This is a genomic window from Candidatus Goldiibacteriota bacterium HGW-Goldbacteria-1 (assembly GCA_002839855.1).
GTDB lineage: Bacteria > Oederibacteriota > PGYV01 > PGYV01 > PGYV01 > PGYV01.
Map to the genome: position 1 here is coordinate 7,556 of PGYV01000004.1, position 18,317 is coordinate 25,872.

8 protein-coding genes are annotated in these 18,317 nt (G+C 45.4%); all 8 read right to left on the reverse strand.

From position 1 onward, the window contains the following. Positions 1–98: 98 nt before the first annotated feature. The 8 genes from CVV21_03805 to CVV21_03840 all read right to left on the reverse strand — a co-directional run bounded on the left by CVV21_03805 (position 99) and on the right by CVV21_03840 (position 18,316). On the reverse strand, positions 99–929 hold the full coding sequence (locus tag CVV21_03805; GenBank protein ID PKL91883.1) for a protease HtpX: 831 nt from the start codon (positions 927–929) through the stop codon (positions 99–101). 396 nt (positions 930–1,325) lie between these two features. After that, positions 1,326–1,694 (reverse strand): hypothetical protein, encoded by a 369-nt coding sequence (locus tag CVV21_03810; protein ID PKL91884.1) that lies wholly within the window; start codon positions 1,692–1,694, stop codon positions 1,326–1,328. Positions 1,695–1,840: 146 nt separating this feature from the next. Continuing rightward, on the reverse strand, positions 1,841–4,825 hold the full coding sequence (locus tag CVV21_03815) for a hypothetical protein (protein PKL91885.1): 2,985 nt from the start codon (positions 4,823–4,825) through the stop codon (positions 1,841–1,843). 22 nt (positions 4,826–4,847) lie between these two features. After that, positions 4,848–7,130 (reverse strand): hypothetical protein, encoded by a 2,283-nt coding sequence (locus tag CVV21_03820; GenBank protein ID PKL91886.1) that lies wholly within the window; start codon positions 7,128–7,130, stop codon positions 4,848–4,850. Between the two features lie 728 nt (positions 7,131–7,858). Next, the gene (locus tag CVV21_03825) at positions 7,859–13,432 is read right to left on the reverse strand and encodes a hypothetical protein (GenBank protein ID PKL91887.1); all 5,574 of its coding nucleotides are present in this window, start codon (positions 13,430–13,432) and stop codon (positions 7,859–7,861) included. Between the two features lie 590 nt (positions 13,433–14,022). Continuing rightward, complete coding sequence (locus CVV21_03830; GenBank protein PKL91888.1) at positions 14,023–15,399, reverse strand: peptidase; 1,377 nt, start codon at positions 15,397–15,399, stop codon at positions 14,023–14,025. Positions 15,400–15,467: 68 nt separating this feature from the next. Further along, the gene (locus CVV21_03835) at positions 15,468–16,790 is read right to left on the reverse strand and encodes a hypothetical protein (protein ID PKL91889.1); all 1,323 of its coding nucleotides are present in this window, start codon (positions 16,788–16,790) and stop codon (positions 15,468–15,470) included. After that, a complete protein-coding gene (locus CVV21_03840; GenBank protein PKL91890.1) occupies positions 16,787–18,316 on the reverse strand; it encodes a hypothetical protein in 1,530 nt (509 codons plus the stop codon). Before CVV21_03840 ends, CVV21_03835 begins: the two co-directional genes overlap by 4 nt. Position 18,317: the final 1 nt, after the last annotated feature.

The window sequence follows — 18,317 nt, forward strand, 5'->3', positions numbered from 1 at the left end:
ATGATCTTATCTCTGTCTTCCGCTTATGCTTAATTGCTTATAGCTTATGATCTTATCTCTATCTTCCGCTTATGCTTAACTGCCTATAGCTTAACTGCTTAAACCCTTCTCCATTTTTCCAGATTCGCTTTTCTCTGGGCGAAGGTCGGGTGGGTGGAAAACAGGCTTGCAAGCATGCCTGCGGTAAAGGGGCTGGCGATAAGCATGTGCTGTGTTGCCGGGGTGGCGTGGGTGGGAAGCTGTTTTTTCATTCCGCCTGTTATGGCTTCAAGCGCTGATATTAAATCCTGCGGCCTGCCTGTAATGTTGGCGGCTTCCGTGTCAGCGGCGTATTCCATGGAACGTGAAATCATCATCTGTACAAGAATAGCCGCTATCGGCCCAAGTATCATTATTAAAATTCCGCCCATACCGCCGCCGTTATCGTCATCCCTTCCGCCAAAAAACATCGCAAAACGCGAAAGCATCATTATGGCGCCTGCCGCGGACGCGGCAATTGTGCCTGTTAAAATATCACGGTGTTTAACGTGCGAAAGTTCATGTGCAAGCACAGCTTCAAGCTGGCGCTGGTCAAGTGTATTTAATAATCCCGTGGTTACCGCCACAACTGCGTTATTGGGGTTTCTTCCCGTGGCAAAAGCGTTTGGCGAAGGTTCATTGACAATATATACTTTAGGCATTGGAAGCTGCGCAATGGTTGAAAGCCTTTGAACCGCGGCGTAAAGCTGCGGTGCCTGCTGCGGCGTTACCGGCTGGGCTTTGTATGCCCTAAGCACCATTTTATCTGAAAACCAGTAACTGAAAAAATTCATGCCCACGGATACAGCCAGCGCAATCATCATGCCCTGCTGCCCGCCGAAATAATTTCCTATAAACATAAATAACGCCACAAAACCTGTCATTAACAGCATTGTTTTAAAGTAATTCATGTTATTACCTCCTGAATTAATAATATTTCCCCTTTAAGGGGATAAAAAAAAGGCGGAACACGTATTAACGCGCCCCGCCCCTTTATCAAACAGAGTTTTTTTAAGTCAACTGCCGCGGGCTGCCTGCTCCGCCATAGCAACTTTGATCGCTGCTACGGCCGGGAAAGGGTTCGCCTGCTACTTCTTACTTCAAAAACTAGACGCGATATATCGCGTCTCTACATTATCCGTTTTTTACCTTTTTTTCCGCTTATGCTTATCTGCCTTATGCTTAATTGCTTATTTTTAACACCAACTGCCGCACCCTAAAGGGTGCGCCTACCACATCCAGAACAAAATACTGCCAAACCTTTTTCGCTTATGCTTATCTGCCTTATGCTTAATTGCTTATGTTTTCTATCCCACCACATCTTCTATCATTTTCTTGTCTTCATCTTTTAAAACAAGAAATTCTATGCCTATCCTGTACCTTTTAATATTGGAATCCTTTGCCACCCAGCGTACTTCCGCGAATGTTATTACCGGCTCTTTGCGGCCTTCCACCGTGAATTCAAGGCGCAATATCTGGTCAGGTACAAGTTCCATTTCGTCAAGCAGCTGAATGCCGCCTATGCTTATATTGGCGCTTTCAGTCACTTTTCTTGAAGCCTGCCTTTTAATATCGTCAATTTCATTGGGGATTGATACCACTTTATATGACACGGATATCTTTTTATCCGTCCTCTTAAACTTTCTTCTTTCAATGTAAAGTTCGCTGTCTGTCATATTTAACCCCTTTCATTAGTTTATAACACTATTATAAACCTAATAAATTTACCTGTCAATACAGCAAGTAACGGATGATAATCTCTATCTTGAAATAAAAAAAGGGCGGCGGTTAAAACCGCTGCCCTTAAAAGAGAGTTTATTATTTAATTAAGGTTCTCGCCGTCATCCACGGTAAGAGCTTTAAATAAAACAGCTTTTACTTTCTTAACTTCCCTCTCCCCTGAATCTTTCTGCCCTTCAATATAAATTACGTAAACGCCGCTTGCAACTGACGCCCCGCCCGCGGACCTTGCGTTCCAGGACAGGCTGCCCGCAGCCCTGTCTGCCTTAAATTCTTTTACAAGTTCGCCTGTAATATTATAAATCTTTACCCTTACCGTACCGGGCCCCGCGTTTGCCCAGGCAATTGTCATAGGCAGATTAAGTTCCGGTATCACATAGTACGGATTAGGATACGCTTTTACCTCTCCAAGCGCGTCATTGCCGGATTCATTTAGTATGGTGACCGACTTTGAAGCCTCTGTTTTAAACCCGTCAGATGTCTTTACTTCCACCTGTATTTCATAAACGCCTGAAGACACCATCTTGCCTTCGTTATTTTTTCCATCCCATGACATGGACGCACCGTCAGCATAGTTTATAATTACATCCGGATTATCTTTGCCTATTATCATTACATCTTCTATGCCAAGGCTTATCCTGCCCGCAGTGGCTTTACGTTCTTCTATCCTGCGCACCAGTTCTCCCGCGCTGTTGAAGATATTTATCCTTACATATTCTTCGCTTCTTAAAAGCTGTACTTCCCTGTTTGTGGTTTCAAGGTGTCCGTATTCATCCTTTACCGATACCTTTATATAATAAAGCCCGTTGGTTAATGCCTGCCCGTTGTCATTGGAACCATCCCATGCGAACTTAATTTCAAGGCCGCCAAGCTGATCCGGCGTCATAAGTCCGGGCATTATGAATTCAAGAGGGTTTATGTTGCCGTTAATATCCATGTCATACGGGTCATATACTTCTGAATCTTTGCCGTTAATACGCATATAAAGGTCGCCTATATTCTCTGATATCCTTACTTCGCAGATTAGTTTCACGCGCTCGCCCGCTTCGTTGTAGGCTTCAATCTTTAATACATACGGGAACGGCACAGGGGTAAGGGTAATAGTTGGCGTCGGTGTATTGGTCTGGGACATTGTATTGGTAACCGTTGCCGTAAACGTGGGCGTCGGTGTGGAAGTTAAAGTAATAGTAAGCGTAACCGTTTGCGTGGCAGAAGGTGTGGCAGTGGGTGTGGATGTCCTTGTAATAGTTACCGTAGATGAAGGTGTTGCCGTCGGTGACGGTGTATTTGTCATCGTGCTTGTGGGGGTAAATGTCGGAGAAACAGTATTAGTCGGGGTTGCTGTAGGCGTGCTTGTAGTTGTCACCGTGCTTGTAGGCGTCGCGGTTTTTGTGTGTGTAACAGAAACAGACGGCGTTGCTGTGGGTGTGGGTGTATTTGTTTCTGTATTTGTCCTTGTTATGGTAACAGTGGAAGAAGGCGTAGCTGTAGGCGTAGGGGTACTTGAAAGCGTTACCGTAGGTGTATTTGTATAAGTGGCAAAAAAGGTGACCGTAATTGTGGGAGTGGCGGTTGAAGTTGGCGTGTCAGTCCTTGTAACTGTAATAGTTGCCGAAGGTGTTGCAGTTGGCGTGGCTGTATATGTAATGGTTGTTGTGGCGGTATTCGTTACTGTGGATGTCGGTGTCGCGGTTTTTGTGTCCGTAGGCGTCGGTGTGGCTGTGCGGGTAACCGTGATAGTGGGAGTGTTTGTCATACTTTCCCAGTAAGTTATAGTAATTGTGGGTGTAGGTGTATTTGTAGCAGTATTAGTCCTTGTTATCGTCACTGTGGCGGTAAACGTCACAGTAGGCGTTGCGGTAAATGTCACTGTTCCGGTGGCAGTTGGCGTGGCTGTTGGCGAAGAAGTAACCGTGGATGTAGGCGTGGATGTTATCGTAATTGTCCTTGTCGGAGTGGCAGTGGGCGTATTTGTCATTGTATCAAAAAATGTAATTGTAACTGTGGGTGTGGAAGTATTTGTGGGCGTACTTGTCCTTGTAACCGTAACTGTGGAAGTGGGTGTGGCAGTCATAGTTGCCGTATATGTTATCGTGGTTGTGGCAGTCAGCGTATTAGTTGAAGTAGATGTGGAAGTAGGCGTGGCTGTCCTTGACATTGTAGGTGTTGATGTATTAGTCACTGTAACCGTGGGCGTTGAAGTCAGCGTCTGGGTTGAAGTGCGCGTGGATGTCCTTGTGGCTGTCATGGTATTTGTAAATGTGATTGTCCTTGTAACTGTCCTTGTGGCTGTCATTGTGGATGTGGGTGTGGGCGTGGGTGATTCAAGTATCGGCTGAATTTCAACGGTTGCAACAGATGTCATAAACGGCGTACCCGCTGCATTTTTCACCCAGCCGACGTTAGTGACAGATTCAAAAGTGTGTGTTGGTGTGGCCGTGGGCACTGAACATGGAAGGACTCCTGAGTCCGGATCCACAGTTCCCCCGGTATCTAACCATTCATCTTCAAGCACACCGCCCCTGAATAAAGCCACATGTGCGTAATCTGAATATACAGTGGTGCTTTCCGGGGGATGACTATAATCATCGCAGCCGCCGTCAAAAGGGTTTATCCATCCGTTAAGGTATATTTCCATACTTCCTGCCATCCATCCGCCTGCCGCTATAGGATTCTGGGGTGTAAAAGGCACTGATACTTGAACAGTAGCGTGGTCTGCAGCACACGGATAAGCAGTCTGAACAAGCGCGCCTACGCTTCCCTGCTGGTTCCAACCCGCCGTTGAAGGATATGCTGAAGTATAATTTCCGTTAACCTGCGGTGAATTAACAAGATATGTACCTGCATTGTCAAACCACGTCACAATATTAAAAGGCCCCGATACAGGCGCGCCGGTATTATTTATAATCGCAAACTGCAGCCTGAAACCGCCCATGGCGCAGGGGTCGGCAATAAGCCTGGTCTTAAGGTCAAGCCCTGAAGCGCCAAAAGAATATGAAGCAGACAGAAAAACAACTGCCAGTGAAAACAACACCCTGTTTAATCTGCTGTTCATTTTTAACTTCATAAACATCTCCATAAATTAGAACTTAATTTATTGTGCCTCTCCAGCTTACGCAGCCGGAAGCGCCCGGAAGCTGAGTCCCGATATTCCATGTAATCGTTCCACTTGTGGCGCCTACTGATACTCCGGTGCCGCCGTTATTAATACCGGTTACCGTAGTCCTTGGCGGTATTGGGTCAGTTATCACAATATTTGAAGGAAGCTCGCCTGTATTTTCCCAGCAAAGAGTAAACGTCACTTCATCGCCAAGGTCTATAATATTCGGATTTGCAGTTTTAACAAGGGAAACATCTTCAATGCAGTTAACCGTAAGCACAACATCATTTGATATCTGTGTTACACCTACACCGTTTATTGACGCATTGTTTGTTATCGGGTCACAGGAAATAACTTCCGCCCACCAAGTAAACGTGCCCGCTTCGTCGCCTGTAACAGTAAAACCCGATGTCCACTGCAATCCGGTATTATTTATAGTATGCGGCAGCGGCGAAGAAGAACCGCGGTATATAAGCTGTGTTTCCGGATAATTATCTGTTACTGTTATGGGTTCAGTTCCCGTGAACCTTGGTTCGTAAATTACAAAGTTATTGTATAAATCATCAACGCAGCAGTTGTCGCCGCCCTGGTTTGCAACACCGGTTTTCCACGTGCCGGAAGCACAGGATGAATTGGCAGGAGGAGAAGTGTCTGTCCAGGTTACAACCCAGCCGCCGGGTTCGGGGTCGCCCTTTACCCATACTTTAGCGCGGAACTGATAATCACTTAAAGCTTCAACCTTCATTGTATACCACTTGTTGGTTTCAATATCCATCGGCGTTGTGCCCGAAGCCGGCCATATACAGGTTGCAGGATCACCATTACAGCGCTGGAATCCCAATGAACCGTTGCCGTTGCCGCCTATTGTTACGTCAACAGACAATACCGCGGAATAAGCTATGGCGCCCGCGCCGCTTACATTATTATTTCTTATAAACACAAGGGCATCCGCGCCTTCGTATGACGCTTCTATCATTATATCTGTCATTATTATCCCTGTGCAAAAAGTTGTGGGTTCATTATGAAGAAGGCCGGGATAAACATGATCCGGAGAAGAACCCCTTAAATATCTGTCGCCTGTGCCGCACGGGTCTTCAATTGTCCATCCGTCGCCTACACCACCCGGCGCCGCAATTGACCAGCCCGATGGCGGATTTGCCCCGCCAACGGAATTATTATCAAAAGGTTCATACACTATTAACTTAGAACCCTGCAGGTCATATTCAACAAAATATGTGATTGTGTCGTGAAGGTTAATCTGCGTGACAGACTGAGATTTTGAAATATTTAAAGCCGGTTCGCCGACTACTAAATTTGCGGTTGACGTTTTGGTTAACGCGCCAATTTTACCTGTTGCTGTATTGCTTATTGTCGTACCATCAGCAAGGTCTGTGTTCATCCTTAAAAGCACCCAAACCGTTCCTTCAGCTTTACCCTGAACTCCTGTCCTGTTTGGCAGCGTCCAGGTTAAAGTCTGCGGCAGCGGTCCCACAGTGTAAGAACTTACTATTCCTGAAGGACCCGCAGATACAATACTTACTCCAGGCAAATTAGGCAGCGGGTCTGTTATTACAAGCTGCCCGTTCTGATATGAATAATCAATTGAATACACAAACAAATCGCCGGCATCCTGTAAATTGCCTTCAACTTTTTTATTAATCGTAAAATCAGGATCCAGAAGCGGTATTGACCAGGATACTGAATCGTGCTGGCATGTGCCGTCAAAAGTTGTCCATTCCCCGCCGCCTATATTAGAATCTTTCATCCCGGCGTGAAGGTAAAGCGTTGTATTATTACAACCCGGAAAACTGTCAGCAGAAGGTACCCTGATTGTGTATTCCCTGTAATAAGTAAACCCGCTCCCGCTTGGGCAAAGAGTGCAGTTATATCCTGTTGTTACGCCTGACTGGTTGTTTGCTTCGCACCCTATACTGTTATCCGTGCCGCCCGGCATACCCACAGGCGTAAGGTTTGACTGGCAGGGTACATTCTGCTTGCCGTAAACAACAAACATCTGCCCCTGTCCTGAAAGCTGTGCGTTTAAAAGGGTGGGCGAAGTGCTTATTGCCATAGCCAATGAACCATCGCTGCAGCATTGCGAACAATATGTTATTCTTACAACAGCAGTTTCACCAAAATTTGGATTCGGAGGGGTAATAGAAAGGTCAAGAATATTAGGCTGAGCCATAACAATTAATGGCAGAAGTATTACAAACGCCGCAATAGCAGCTGTTAAAAATATTTTTTTTCTTTTACTTACGGGTGCCGTCATGATTTTTTCTCCTCTTTTCGGCAATTTTTTCCCGTTATAATAAGCGTCGATTAAAACATCCCTAATTTCCGCGAGGCGTGCGGACAATTCGCCCCTTAAATTCTTCTTCCTTATTATTAGACAACCCGCCCGGTAAAAAGTTCCGTTTTAGTAATCCTATTTTAACTGGTAAAACCCGCTTTGTCAAACGATTAAAAAGGATAAAAATCAGAAAGCTTAGATGCTTAGACGGTTAGAGGCTTGGCTTAAAAACACGAGGGACGGATGCACGGAGGGACAGAGGGACGGAAGTAAGATCGGCGGTTCAGTTTTAGATCTGGTAGACGCGGGTCTTTAGCCCGCGGCAGTTGATTTTAAAGTTTGGTGTTTTTTTATGTTTTGTTGTGGACTTGGTAGGTGCGCCTTTTAAGGTGCGGTTGGAGCGAGCCTGTAAACGAAAGTATTATGGGACAGTTGATTTTAGTTTTAAGATTTGATTTTTTTAGTATTTTTTTCGGTATAAAAGCGCGATTTTTTTTATTCAACTACCGCACATAATACCGAACAATTTTATTATAGGTTCGTTATTAAAAGGTGCGCCTACCAACCATTAAACAAAACATAAAATCCGCGGGCTAAAGACCCGCGTCTACCACTACATAATACAATTATAAACTTTAGACCCAAATGATTTTTCTTCCGACCTTCCGTCCCTCCGTCCCTCCGTGCATCCGTCCCTCGGCCTTTATTTACGGTATCAGCTCCACTTCCAGATTATTCCCCACAACAACCGCTAATTTTAACGTCCTGTTTTCCCTCTCGCCGGTGTCTTTCTGCGCCTCTATCCTGCATATATACAGCCCTCCGGATACCACTTCTCCGCCGGCGCTTGTTAAATCCCATTGTATATATCCCTTATTCAATTCAACCCCGAACTTTCTTATAAGTTCGCCTTTTATATTATATATTTTTATCCGCGCCGTGCCCTGCGTAATCGCGCTCCACGCTATGGTAACAGGTGTAAGCGGCCCGTTAGTTACAAAATGCGGGTTTGGGAATATCCTTACTTCTCCCAGCAATTCGCCATTGCCCTCTTTAATAATTGTTATTGTCTTTGACGCTAATATTGAATAATTATCCCCTGTCTTTATTTCAACCTGTACTTCATACAGCCCGGAATCCACAAGGCGGCCTTCCGCGTTTCTACCGTCCCATTCAATTGACTGTCCGGGCGCGTAATTAATTATTACCTTTGACTTATTTCCTATAAGGGCGGTCTCTTCAAGCCCAAGGCTTACAGCGGTGCCAAAAAGCGTGGGCGCTTCTATCCTGTGCACAAGCTCTCCCGCGGTGTTGAATATATTTATCCTTACGTACTCTTCTTTATTTAATACCTGAATATCCACTATCCTTGTATCCACGCTGCCATACTCATTAGCTATGGAAATTTTTATGTAGTAAGCCCCGTTGCTTACTTTCTGTCCGCTGTCTGATGTGCCGTCCCACGGATATTCAGCCGCAAAATCGCCGCCCTGCTGGTCAGAAGTCTGAACTCCCGGGAATTTTATTACCACATCTTCAGCATGAGGGTTAATAGTGGCTGATTCAAGCCCGTTAATAAGCAGTATAACATCTTCTATAAGGTCTGAAATTCCCGCCGCGGCAACAGTTTTTACTTTTTCTCCCGCTGAATTATAAATATCAATGTGCATCATATAAGGCAGCGGCACAGGAGTAAGTGTGGCAGTGGGTGTCGGCGTATTTGTAGGCGAGAATGTATTTGTCAGTGTGATTGTAAAAGTAACTGTCGGCGTTGAAGTAAGCGTCACTGTGGGCGTAGCTGTTGTAGTTGCGGTAGGAGTGTTTGTCAGCGTCATCGTGGGGCTTCCGGTTACGGTTGATGTAGGCGTCGCGGTCAGTGTTGATGTAGGCGTCGCGGTTATTGTTATTGTGGGCGTGGCAGTCTGCGTTGAAGTGGGCGATATCGTATTTGTGGGAGTAGCTGTCGGCGTATTTGTCGGTGTATTTGTGCTTGTGGCGGTAAACGTGGAAGTAATTGTAATTGTCGGCGTACCGGTAAGCGTGGCTGTCGGCGTTGAAGTCAGTGTTATCGTGGGCGTGTTAGTCTGCGAAATAGTATTGCTGGGTGTAGCAGTTGGCGTAATTGTCTCTGTTATTGTCATTGTGGCCGTCATTGTTGATGTCTGCGTTATTGTAACCGTTATCGTAAGCGTCGCTGACGGGGTTGCGGTAAGCGTGACAGTGGGGGTGCTTGTCTGCGAAACCGTATCCGTTGGCGTTGCCGTAGGCGTAATTGTATCTGTAATAGTGGCTGTCGCGGTTAAAGTTGAAGTATGTGTTATTGTGGCGGTGGCTGTAAGCGTTGATGTTTCTGTTGATGTTAAAGTGACGGTCGGCGTGTCTGTGGATGTATTTTCAGCGGTAACTGTAACACTTGGCGTGGCGGTAAAAGTAATAGTGGGAGTATCTGTCTGCGATACCGTATCCGACGGAGTTGCTGTCAGCGTTACCGTGGGCGTTGAAGTAAATGTTATTGTCCCTGTCGCCGTATGCGTAATTGTAGGCGACGCGGTTACTGTCGCCGTAGGCGTTGCCGTGATTGTAATAGTGGGAGTATCTGTCTGTGATACCGTATCCGAAGGTGTTGCAGTGAAAGTTATTGTCGGCGTTGAAGTATATGTTATTGTCCCTGTCGCCGTATGCGTAATTGTAGGCGATGCGGTTACTGTCGCCGTAGGCGTTGCCGTTATAGTAATAGTGGGAGTATCTGTCTGCGATACCGTATCCGAAGGTGTTGCCGTAAATGTTATTGTGGGCGTTGAAGTATATGTCACCGTCCCTGTTGCTGTCGGTGTTGCAGTAGGCGAAGATGTAATAGTTGCTGTGGGCGTTGCGGTTATTGTAATTGTCGGCGTGTCTGTCTGCGATACCGTATCCGAAGGTGTTGCCGTAAATGTTATTGTGGGTGTTGAAGTATATGTCACCGTCCCTGTTGCTGTCGGTGTTGCAGTGGGTGAAGATGTAATAGTTGCTGTGGGCGTTGCGGTTATTGTAATTGTCGGCGTGTCTGTCTGCGATACTGTATCAGTGGGTGTAACCGTAAGCGTCTGCGTGGGCGTTGATGTAAATGTTATTGTGGAAGTTGGCGTATCCAAAACCGTATTTGTAGATGTTGGTGTGGCCGTAAATGTGATTGTCGGAGTGTCTGTCTGCGAAACTGAATTTGTAGGCGTGGCGGTTAACGTCTGCGTTGGCGTTGCCGTAAATGTTATTGTCCCGGTCGCCGTAAACGTAACCGTGGGCGATGAAGTAATTGTTGCCGTGGGCGTTGCTGTAATTGTAATAGTGGGTGTATTAGTACGCGATACTGTATTGGTCGGCGTCGCAGTTAAAGTCTGCGTAGGCGTTGCCGTATACGTTATTGTCTGTGTCGCGCTTGGCGTTGCAGTAGGTGATGATGTAATTGTTGCTGTCCGCGTTGCTGTTACAGTAATTGTAGGAGTATTAGTCTGCGATATTGTATTTGTGGGTGTTGCCGTTAATGTGTTCGTTGGCGTTGATGTATAAGTTACTGTCCCCGTTGCCGTCGGCGTTGCTGTAGGTGATGATGTGATTGTTGCTGTCCGTGTTGCTGTTACAGTAATTGTGGGGGTATTTGTCTGCGATATTGTATTTGTGGGTGTTGCCGTTAATGTGTTCGTTGGCGTTGATGTATAAGTTACTGTCCTTGTTGCCGTCGGCGTTGCTGTAGGTGATGATGTGATTGTTGCTGTCCGTGTTGCTGTTACAGTAATTGTAGGGGTGTTAGTCTGCGATATTGTATTTGTGGGTGTTGCAGTTAACGTGTTCGTGCGCGTTGATGTATAAGTCACTGTCCTTGTTGCTGTCGGCGTCGCCGTCGGCGACGATGTAATTGTTGCTGTCCGCGTTGCGGTAATTGTAATTGTGGGAGTGTTAGTCTGCGATATTGTGTTTGTGGGTGTTGCCGTTAACGTGTTCGTGCGCGTCACTGTAAAGGTTACCGTTGACGTTGCTGTAAACGTCACAGTGGCAGTTGAAGTCCTTGTTGATGTTGGTGTTGCTGTATTTGTTATCGTATAAGTAATTGTCCTTGTAGAAGTCGGCGTGGCAGTCCGCGTAAAAGTTACAGAGGGTGTAGCTGTTAAAGTATTAGTCGGCGTGCTTGTAAGCGTCCTTGTGCGGGTTACTGTTAAGGTGGCTGTCGTTGTAGCGGTTCTTGTTACTGTCCTTGTCACAGTCCTGGTTGCCGTGGGCGTGGGCGACGCGCACAAATTATGCATTTCAACGGTTGATACTATTGTAGGCGTTGTCTGATAAGCAAGCGATGCAAGGTTATACCAGTCACATCCATTCCGGGCTGTCATCTTAAGCACAACTGGCAGCGTATAACAACCTGTAAAACCCGGAGAGGTAAAACTAACAGTATAACTCCCGCCTGAGCCCCCTGAAATACTGCTGATTCCTGTCGCGGGATTGCCAATGTAGTAAGGATTCATATACTGCCAGCTGTCAATCGAAGACGACCAATCATCCTTTATGGTCAGACTTCCCGACGATACAACCCCGCCTGTATTGCATATCTGAATGTTAAAAGTTATTTCATCGTTAACAACAATACCCGTGGTCTTACTTGCTGATTTTACAATTGTAAAGTTTGGCGGCATTGTAGGTGTCATTGTGGGCGTTATCGTCCTTGTCACTGACGGTGTAAATGTCGGCGAGCAGTAATTATTCATAACCACGGTTGAAACAATTGTGGGCGACCCCATATAGCTGTTAAGGGTAGCGTCATTGTGCCACGGCCCGCAGCCGTAATTATTTGCCGAATGCACACGGTACTCTAAATCCACGCACCCTGTAAAACCCGGCTGCTGAAAATGAATGTTAAAAGTCCTGTAATCATTACCGCCGGTTGTATCGTAATAATCTATTCCAACCGCGGGGTTGTCCACGTTATACGGGCCGTCAAACTGCCAGTCCCCCGGCGCTGATGTCATATCGTCATAAATTGTCATTACTCCCTGCCACGCGGCGCCGCCCGTATTGCACAGGTGTATTGTGTAAGTAAGGTAATCGTTATTTCCGCTTACAGTTGTTTTACTTGCCGATTTTACCATTGTAAATACCGGCGGGTCCGGGCAGTAATTTTCAACCACCGCAGTTGCCACAACCGTAGGCGACGCAAGGTACGTTAAATTTGCGGTATTATCCCAGACATCGCAGAAAGTGGGAGAACCGCTGTAAAGTTTTACAGCGTAATTGTAATCATAGCAGGTGTCAGCCGGAAATCCGTTTGCAAAAGTGATAGACCCTGTCTGTCCGCTGCCGCTGTAATCAATAAAACCAAGCATAGTATCGGTGTAATCATTTGGCCAGAAATACTGCCAATTATCAACCGCGCTTGACCAGTCATCAGCAATAGTTACAGGATTTCCGGATGTTCCGCCGCCTGTATTGCAGATGTGCAGCGTGAACGTAACTTCATAAGGAGTTGTAAGCCCCACATTTGTGGCCGGGTTTGCGGTCTTACTTAATGTAAAATGCGGGGGTTCCGGAGTGGGGTCAATTGTAAGGTCAAATCCCTGCCTTGTTAAAATTTCTTTACAGTCATCAGCAGCCGTTTCAGAATCGGTTGAATAACTTAACGCGGGCAGAAGGCTGTTAGTGGCAGGATCAAATATTCTCTTTCCAAACTTCATGCCCTCTTCATAGGACGGGGTTACCCATGACATACCCGAACCTGTCTGATCATAAAGCGGGTCATACCAGTTGCGTCCACCGTATGTAGGCATATCACCTGCAGGACAGGAATCATCATAGTGAAGATCAATATTCGCGATATCAGCGCTGCTTACGTAAGAATGGCCGCCTTCGGAACAAGTCACATCAAGGCTGTAAGAAGTCCAAAGTTCATACGCGCCCGTGTTAAGAGTTCGTACAGAAATCACATTACCGGTAGGCTGTAATAAAGCAAGCTGCGCCGGGCTTAAACTTATGCATAAAGGAGCCGGAGGCCCCGGGCTTCCGCTTACATCGGCATAAGGGAAAGCTGAATCCACGGCACCGCCGGGAAAATCCCATAAAGTCGTATTAGTTATCAACGTGCCATTTATGTAAACCTGGGCAATGTCATCAACAGCGGCGCAAAGCTGGGCAGAAGAGGGGGTACAGGCGGTGTAAGCAGGGGTATTAATAAGAATTGTTACCATTGCCAAAAAAACTGCAATGAAGGTAATTCTTCTTATTGCGGCTGTCTTTTTTACCGCTATTTCCGCTGTCATCGCATCCCCCTTAAACGAGAGCGCATTCCTTAATTATATTAGACATCATAACTATAAAATAGTTCCCCTAATTAATGATTCTAACAGATAATATTATACCTGTCAAAAGAATTAAAAATATAGCATTTTAAGCAGATAGGCAATTAAGCAGAAGCGAAAAAAGGTTTGGTTGGCGCGGGCCCGCGAAGTGAAAATCCGGGTTGCGAGCTGAAGCAGGCGGGACAACTGCGTGTCTTTAGTCCGCAGTTGAAGCGAGTTTAGGAGCGAAATAATCAGGGACAACTAACAATTTCAGAACACGCGCCCTAAAGGGACGCGGCTACCACTACAAAAAAACCGTTTTGGCAGGCGCACCTTTTTAATACCGAGCCTATAATAAAATTGCTCGGTATTATGTGCGGCAGTTAAAAAATTAAAAACAAAATTAACTGCAACTGCCGCGGGCTAAAGACCCGCATCTACCAGATCTAAACAGAGCCGCCGATCCGCCTAGCTGCCCAGCTGCCCAGCTGCCCAGCTGCCCAGCTGCCCAACTGCCCAACTGCCCAGCTGCCTAGCTGCCTAGCTGCCTAGCTGCCTAGCTGCCGCCCTTACTGCCTTATCGTAAACGCCAGGTATATCATCGCGTTTCTGCGTTCTATCAGCATTACTACTTCATTGCCCCTGCCAAGTTTTGCGGTAATTGAATTAAACACATCCGAATTTTTTATCCTGACGGTATTTATTTCATGAATAATATCGCCTTTCATTACACCGGCCTCATCAGCCACAGAACCGGTTTCCACATTTACCACCACAACTCCGGCTGTGGAATCCGTGCCATACTGCCTTGCGTACTCTTCATTCATATCAACCACAAGCATTCCAAGCGAGCCTGACTGAGCTTTTTCGCTTACCTGCGCGGTTTCAGCTTTGCTTCTGTCAAATATTTTTACCTTAAGATCTTTTTCAGCCCCTTTTCTTGACACTTTCACAATAACAGTCTTGCCCACAGGCGTACTTGCCACAAGCGACTGAAGCTCCCGGTATTTTGTCACTTTCTTGCCGTCAAACTGCATAATTACATCGCCGTTTTTTATACCGCCTTTTTCCGCGGGGCTTTCTTTGAATACCTGAGAAATAAGCACGCCTTCTTTTACCTTAAAATGTTTTGCCAGTTCCGGTGTAAGTTCCTGTATGCCAACGCCCAGCCATCCCCTTACCACTTTTCCGCCGTGTATAATATCTTCATAAATTTTTCTTGCCATATTTGACGGTATGGCAAAACCTACCCCGTCATATCCGCCGGAAGCGGAGGAAATAGCGGTGTTTATCCCCACAACTTTTCCTTCCAGATCAACAAGCGGGCCTCCGGAATTTCCCGGATTAATAGCGGCATCTGTCTGCAGAAAATCATCATATGCGCCGGCGCCAATCACCCTGCCCTTGGCGCTTATTATCCCCTGCGTTACTGTTTTTTCAAGGCCAAACGGGCTTCCTATCGCCACCACCCAGTCGCCCACTTTTATCGCGTCCGAATCCGCAAGCACCGCTGCCTTTAAACCTTTTGCGTCTATTTTTATCACGGCAAGGTCAGTTTCTTTATCAACGCCTATAACCTTTGCCTTATACTCTTTTTCATTGAAAAGTTTTACGGTTATTTCATCGGCTCCGCCCACCACGTGATTATTGGTAAGGATATATCCGTCATCTGACACTATAAAACCGCTTCCTAAACTTCTTCTTTTTATAGAATTGTCCTGCCCGCTCTGCGGAGGTACTCCGAAGAATTCCTGCATAAAGGGGTCATTAAAAAACCTGTCATAATAAGGGTCGCGCTGCCTTTTTTCTATTTTAACCGTGGAAATATTCACCACAAATGGCTCTGCTATCTGCGCGATTTCACTGAAACTTGAAGGTATCATGGGTACTGCCGGAAGGGTAAAAGGAAATACAAGGACAAACAACAAGACGATAAATTTTTTCATAAATTACCTCCTGCTTTTTTACAAACCTTACTGATATTTGACGCCTGCCGTCTTAAAAAAGTTCAAATTTATAAACCATAAAATCCCGGCAGGTTAATGTTATTCATTTTATTTTTATCAAACGAAAACACGCCGTCAGCCGTCTTCATGTAATATAATTCCCCGTCCGCTTTATCACCAAATATAACGCCGATGTCTTCAGCGCCCGCTTTTTTCATTATGATTTCAAGTAAAGGCTGTGGCTGTGTAAAAAATTCCGCTTTTGCTCCGGCCTTAAATTTTTCAACGTACTCCATCCGCCTTATCGCGGAAATTACCGCCCCTGTATCTGTTATTTTTTTCTCTTCTTTGGATAAACCTTGTGCTTTAACGGTCTTCCATTTTTTATCTTTTCCCCTGGCTCCCTCAATAAACTTATTTTTGTATTTAATCTCTACCCTGTCAAAACTGTCATCTTCAATTACAAGTATCTGTTTGTTTAAAATGTCTTCAGCTTTTGGAATACCGTTATATATGTAATCCGGCAGTTCAAATATGCCGGGAACACCCTGCGCTTTGGCAAAAACAGAATTTTTCACCCCGTCCAGAACGCCAAAATAAACAGTCTTTTTGCCGTCAGGTGTTGTCAGAACAACCTTCTGCGAAGGTAACGCAAGGCCGAATTTAGCCGCGTCTTTGTCAGCTTCAAAATACTTAACCGCGCTGTTTTTTACGTAAGAAATTACAGCGCCTACCCTGTCTTTTTTAGCAGAAGCATTAAACGGTTTTATCAGATTCCAGCTGCCTTTATCATTTTTCTCAAGCGTGTATTTCCTGTCCTTTAAGTCAATCTCTACAACGCTTACGTCCGGCTCTTCCACCTTAAATAAGCCTTTATTCCTGAAATCAAACAGCCTTTTTTCAGAGTGTTTCTTAAGGACACTGTCAATTATGCAGAAGTTTTTATCTTCATTTTTAACAGCATAAGCGTAGCTTTCCGTGGGGTTTTCATCGCCAAAATTAACAGAATATTCCTTATCCGCATAAAACTTAAATCCTGTATTATCATTTTTCCCAAGCCCGTATTCCGCGGGGTTCCCATCTTCAATTTTTCTCTGTATCTTCGCCTGTGCAAAATCTTTTAACATTTCATTTATCACACCGTCATCAGCGGGCGCTTTTATGGGGGCTTCAAGATTCCAGTTGTTACCATCTTTTTGAACAGAGATAATGCCCTGCCCATTATTAACAGTAATTTTGGTCACTGCATCCTCTTTAAACCCCGGAAACAGTTTTTCCTGTTCCGCCTTTTTTTCCTTATCAGCGCTTTTCTTTTTAATTTCCACAAAATAATAGTACGCGCCAAGCAGCGCGAAAATTACAAGCGCCGTTATGGTCTTCTGCGGTTTCATGGCTTTCTTCTCCTTAAAAACACCATTATTCCCGCGGTTATTACCAGCAGCGGCAGCAGGACTATCGGTATAATAAATAACATTGCGCCCTGTATTTTGGAAATAAACAGCGGTTCAAAGTTTCTGCCCTTTGGCCTTATGGAAATTTTATCTGAATCCTGAGCAAGAAAACTTACCACGTTTAAAAACATATCCCTGTTTCCCGAAGAGGCAATAAAAGTATTATTGGCAAATTCGCTGCTGCCAAACACCGCTATTGCGGCTTTTGCCGGTGTGGTGTTTCCTTCATTTGCAATTTCTGTCACGGCGCTTACCACAAGAGGCCCTTCTATATCTTTTGAATCCAGCCCTGCCTTTGCTTCCTTTATACCTGCAAGGTCTGTTTCTCCCCAGCTGCCCGGATTTGTACGTGACAGCGATACCGCATTACCGGACAGTTCAAACGTGCGGCACATGGGAAGAAATGTTGCGACTGTGAAGCCTTTTGTAATTTCGTGGCTTTCATACGATGAAATTACCGGCATAAGAAAATCGCCGCCAAGCATCTTGCTTATCTTATCCACCACAATATCATTGTGCGGTTTAAAACCGTATGCGGAAATTAAACTTTCAAGATTAGGCAGTTTTACAAGCGGGGGATAAAGCACAAATACCCTGCCGTTATTGGAAATATAATCTTTCAGCACTTTAATCTCATTGGGGAACAAATCGGCCTGCGGGCCGGCTATTATCAGCACAGCTGCGTCGCGAGGCACAGAAGTCATTGTAAACAGTTCCACCTGCTGCGCTTCATAATTCTGCGAAGCAAGCGCGGCTTTGGCTGACCCATAACCGGATTTATCGTTGGCAGGCGAATCAATTGAAGGTTCTCCGTGCCCTTGCGTAAAATAAACTTTCTTCTTTATATCATTGGTAAGCCTTAGTACCGCATTTGTAAACCCCTCTTCGGTAAGGTTATCCACTGTTTCCGATGTGTTATTGTCTTTTCTGCTCATGACCACCACACCGTAACGGTCCACGTTGAATTTTTTTCCCATTGCCGGGTTTTTATCCGCGTCAACAGGGTTATACCTGAACTTTGAATTCATCTTTTCGTATGATTTTAAGGTGTCTTCAACTTCCATATTTTTCGCGGTCACAGAAAAAAAGTAATACGCATCAATATCTTTCTTTAATGCCTTTAATGTCTTTGCGGTCTGGTCAGACAGCGAATATTTTTTATTCTTTGTCAGGTCAAACTGTTTAGCGTTGGATATAGCCACAGCCATTACAAGCACGGCTATGCCCACCACTAAAATAGAATATATAACGGAGTTTATTCCCTGCTTCGCGTTTTTCCCGGACAGCGCGGTTATAATTGTTTTTCTCTCCGTAAAAGCGGCATACCCCGCGCAGACAAGCCCAAGCGCAAGCGAAATAAGCGCGGCTGTGTTTAACATTCCTATAAGCGCCGCTGACAGAGCTGACAGCAGTATAAGCACAAGCCCGGTTATCAGCAGTATTTTATTCAACACGTTTTTATTCATC

Excerpts from the sequence above, each read along its gene's own strand:
- CVV21_03805 (PKL91883.1), bottom strand. The coding sequence starts at position 929 with ATGAATTACTTTAAAACAATGCTGTTAATGACAGGTTTTGTGGCGTTA.
- CVV21_03810 (PKL91884.1), bottom strand. The coding sequence starts at position 1,694 with ATGACAGACAGCGAACTTTACATTGAAAGAAGAAAGTTTAAGAGGACG.
- CVV21_03815 (PKL91885.1), bottom strand. The coding sequence starts at position 4,825 with ATGAAGTTAAAAATGAACAGCAGATTAAACAGGGTGTTGTTTTCACTG.
- CVV21_03820 (PKL91886.1), bottom strand. The coding sequence starts at position 7,130 with ATGACGGCACCCGTAAGTAAAAGAAAAAAAATATTTTTAACAGCTGCT.
- CVV21_03825 (PKL91887.1), bottom strand. The coding sequence starts at position 13,432 with ATGACAGCGGAAATAGCGGTAAAAAAGACAGCCGCAATAAGAAGAATT.
- CVV21_03830 (PKL91888.1), bottom strand. The coding sequence starts at position 15,399 with ATGAAAAAATTTATCGTCTTGTTGTTTGTCCTTGTATTTCCTTTTACC.
- CVV21_03835 (PKL91889.1), bottom strand. The coding sequence starts at position 16,790 with ATGAAACCGCAGAAGACCATAACGGCGCTTGTAATTTTCGCGCTGCTT.
- CVV21_03840 (PKL91890.1), bottom strand. The coding sequence starts at position 18,316 with ATGAATAAAAACGTGTTGAATAAAATACTGCTGATAACCGGGCTTGTG.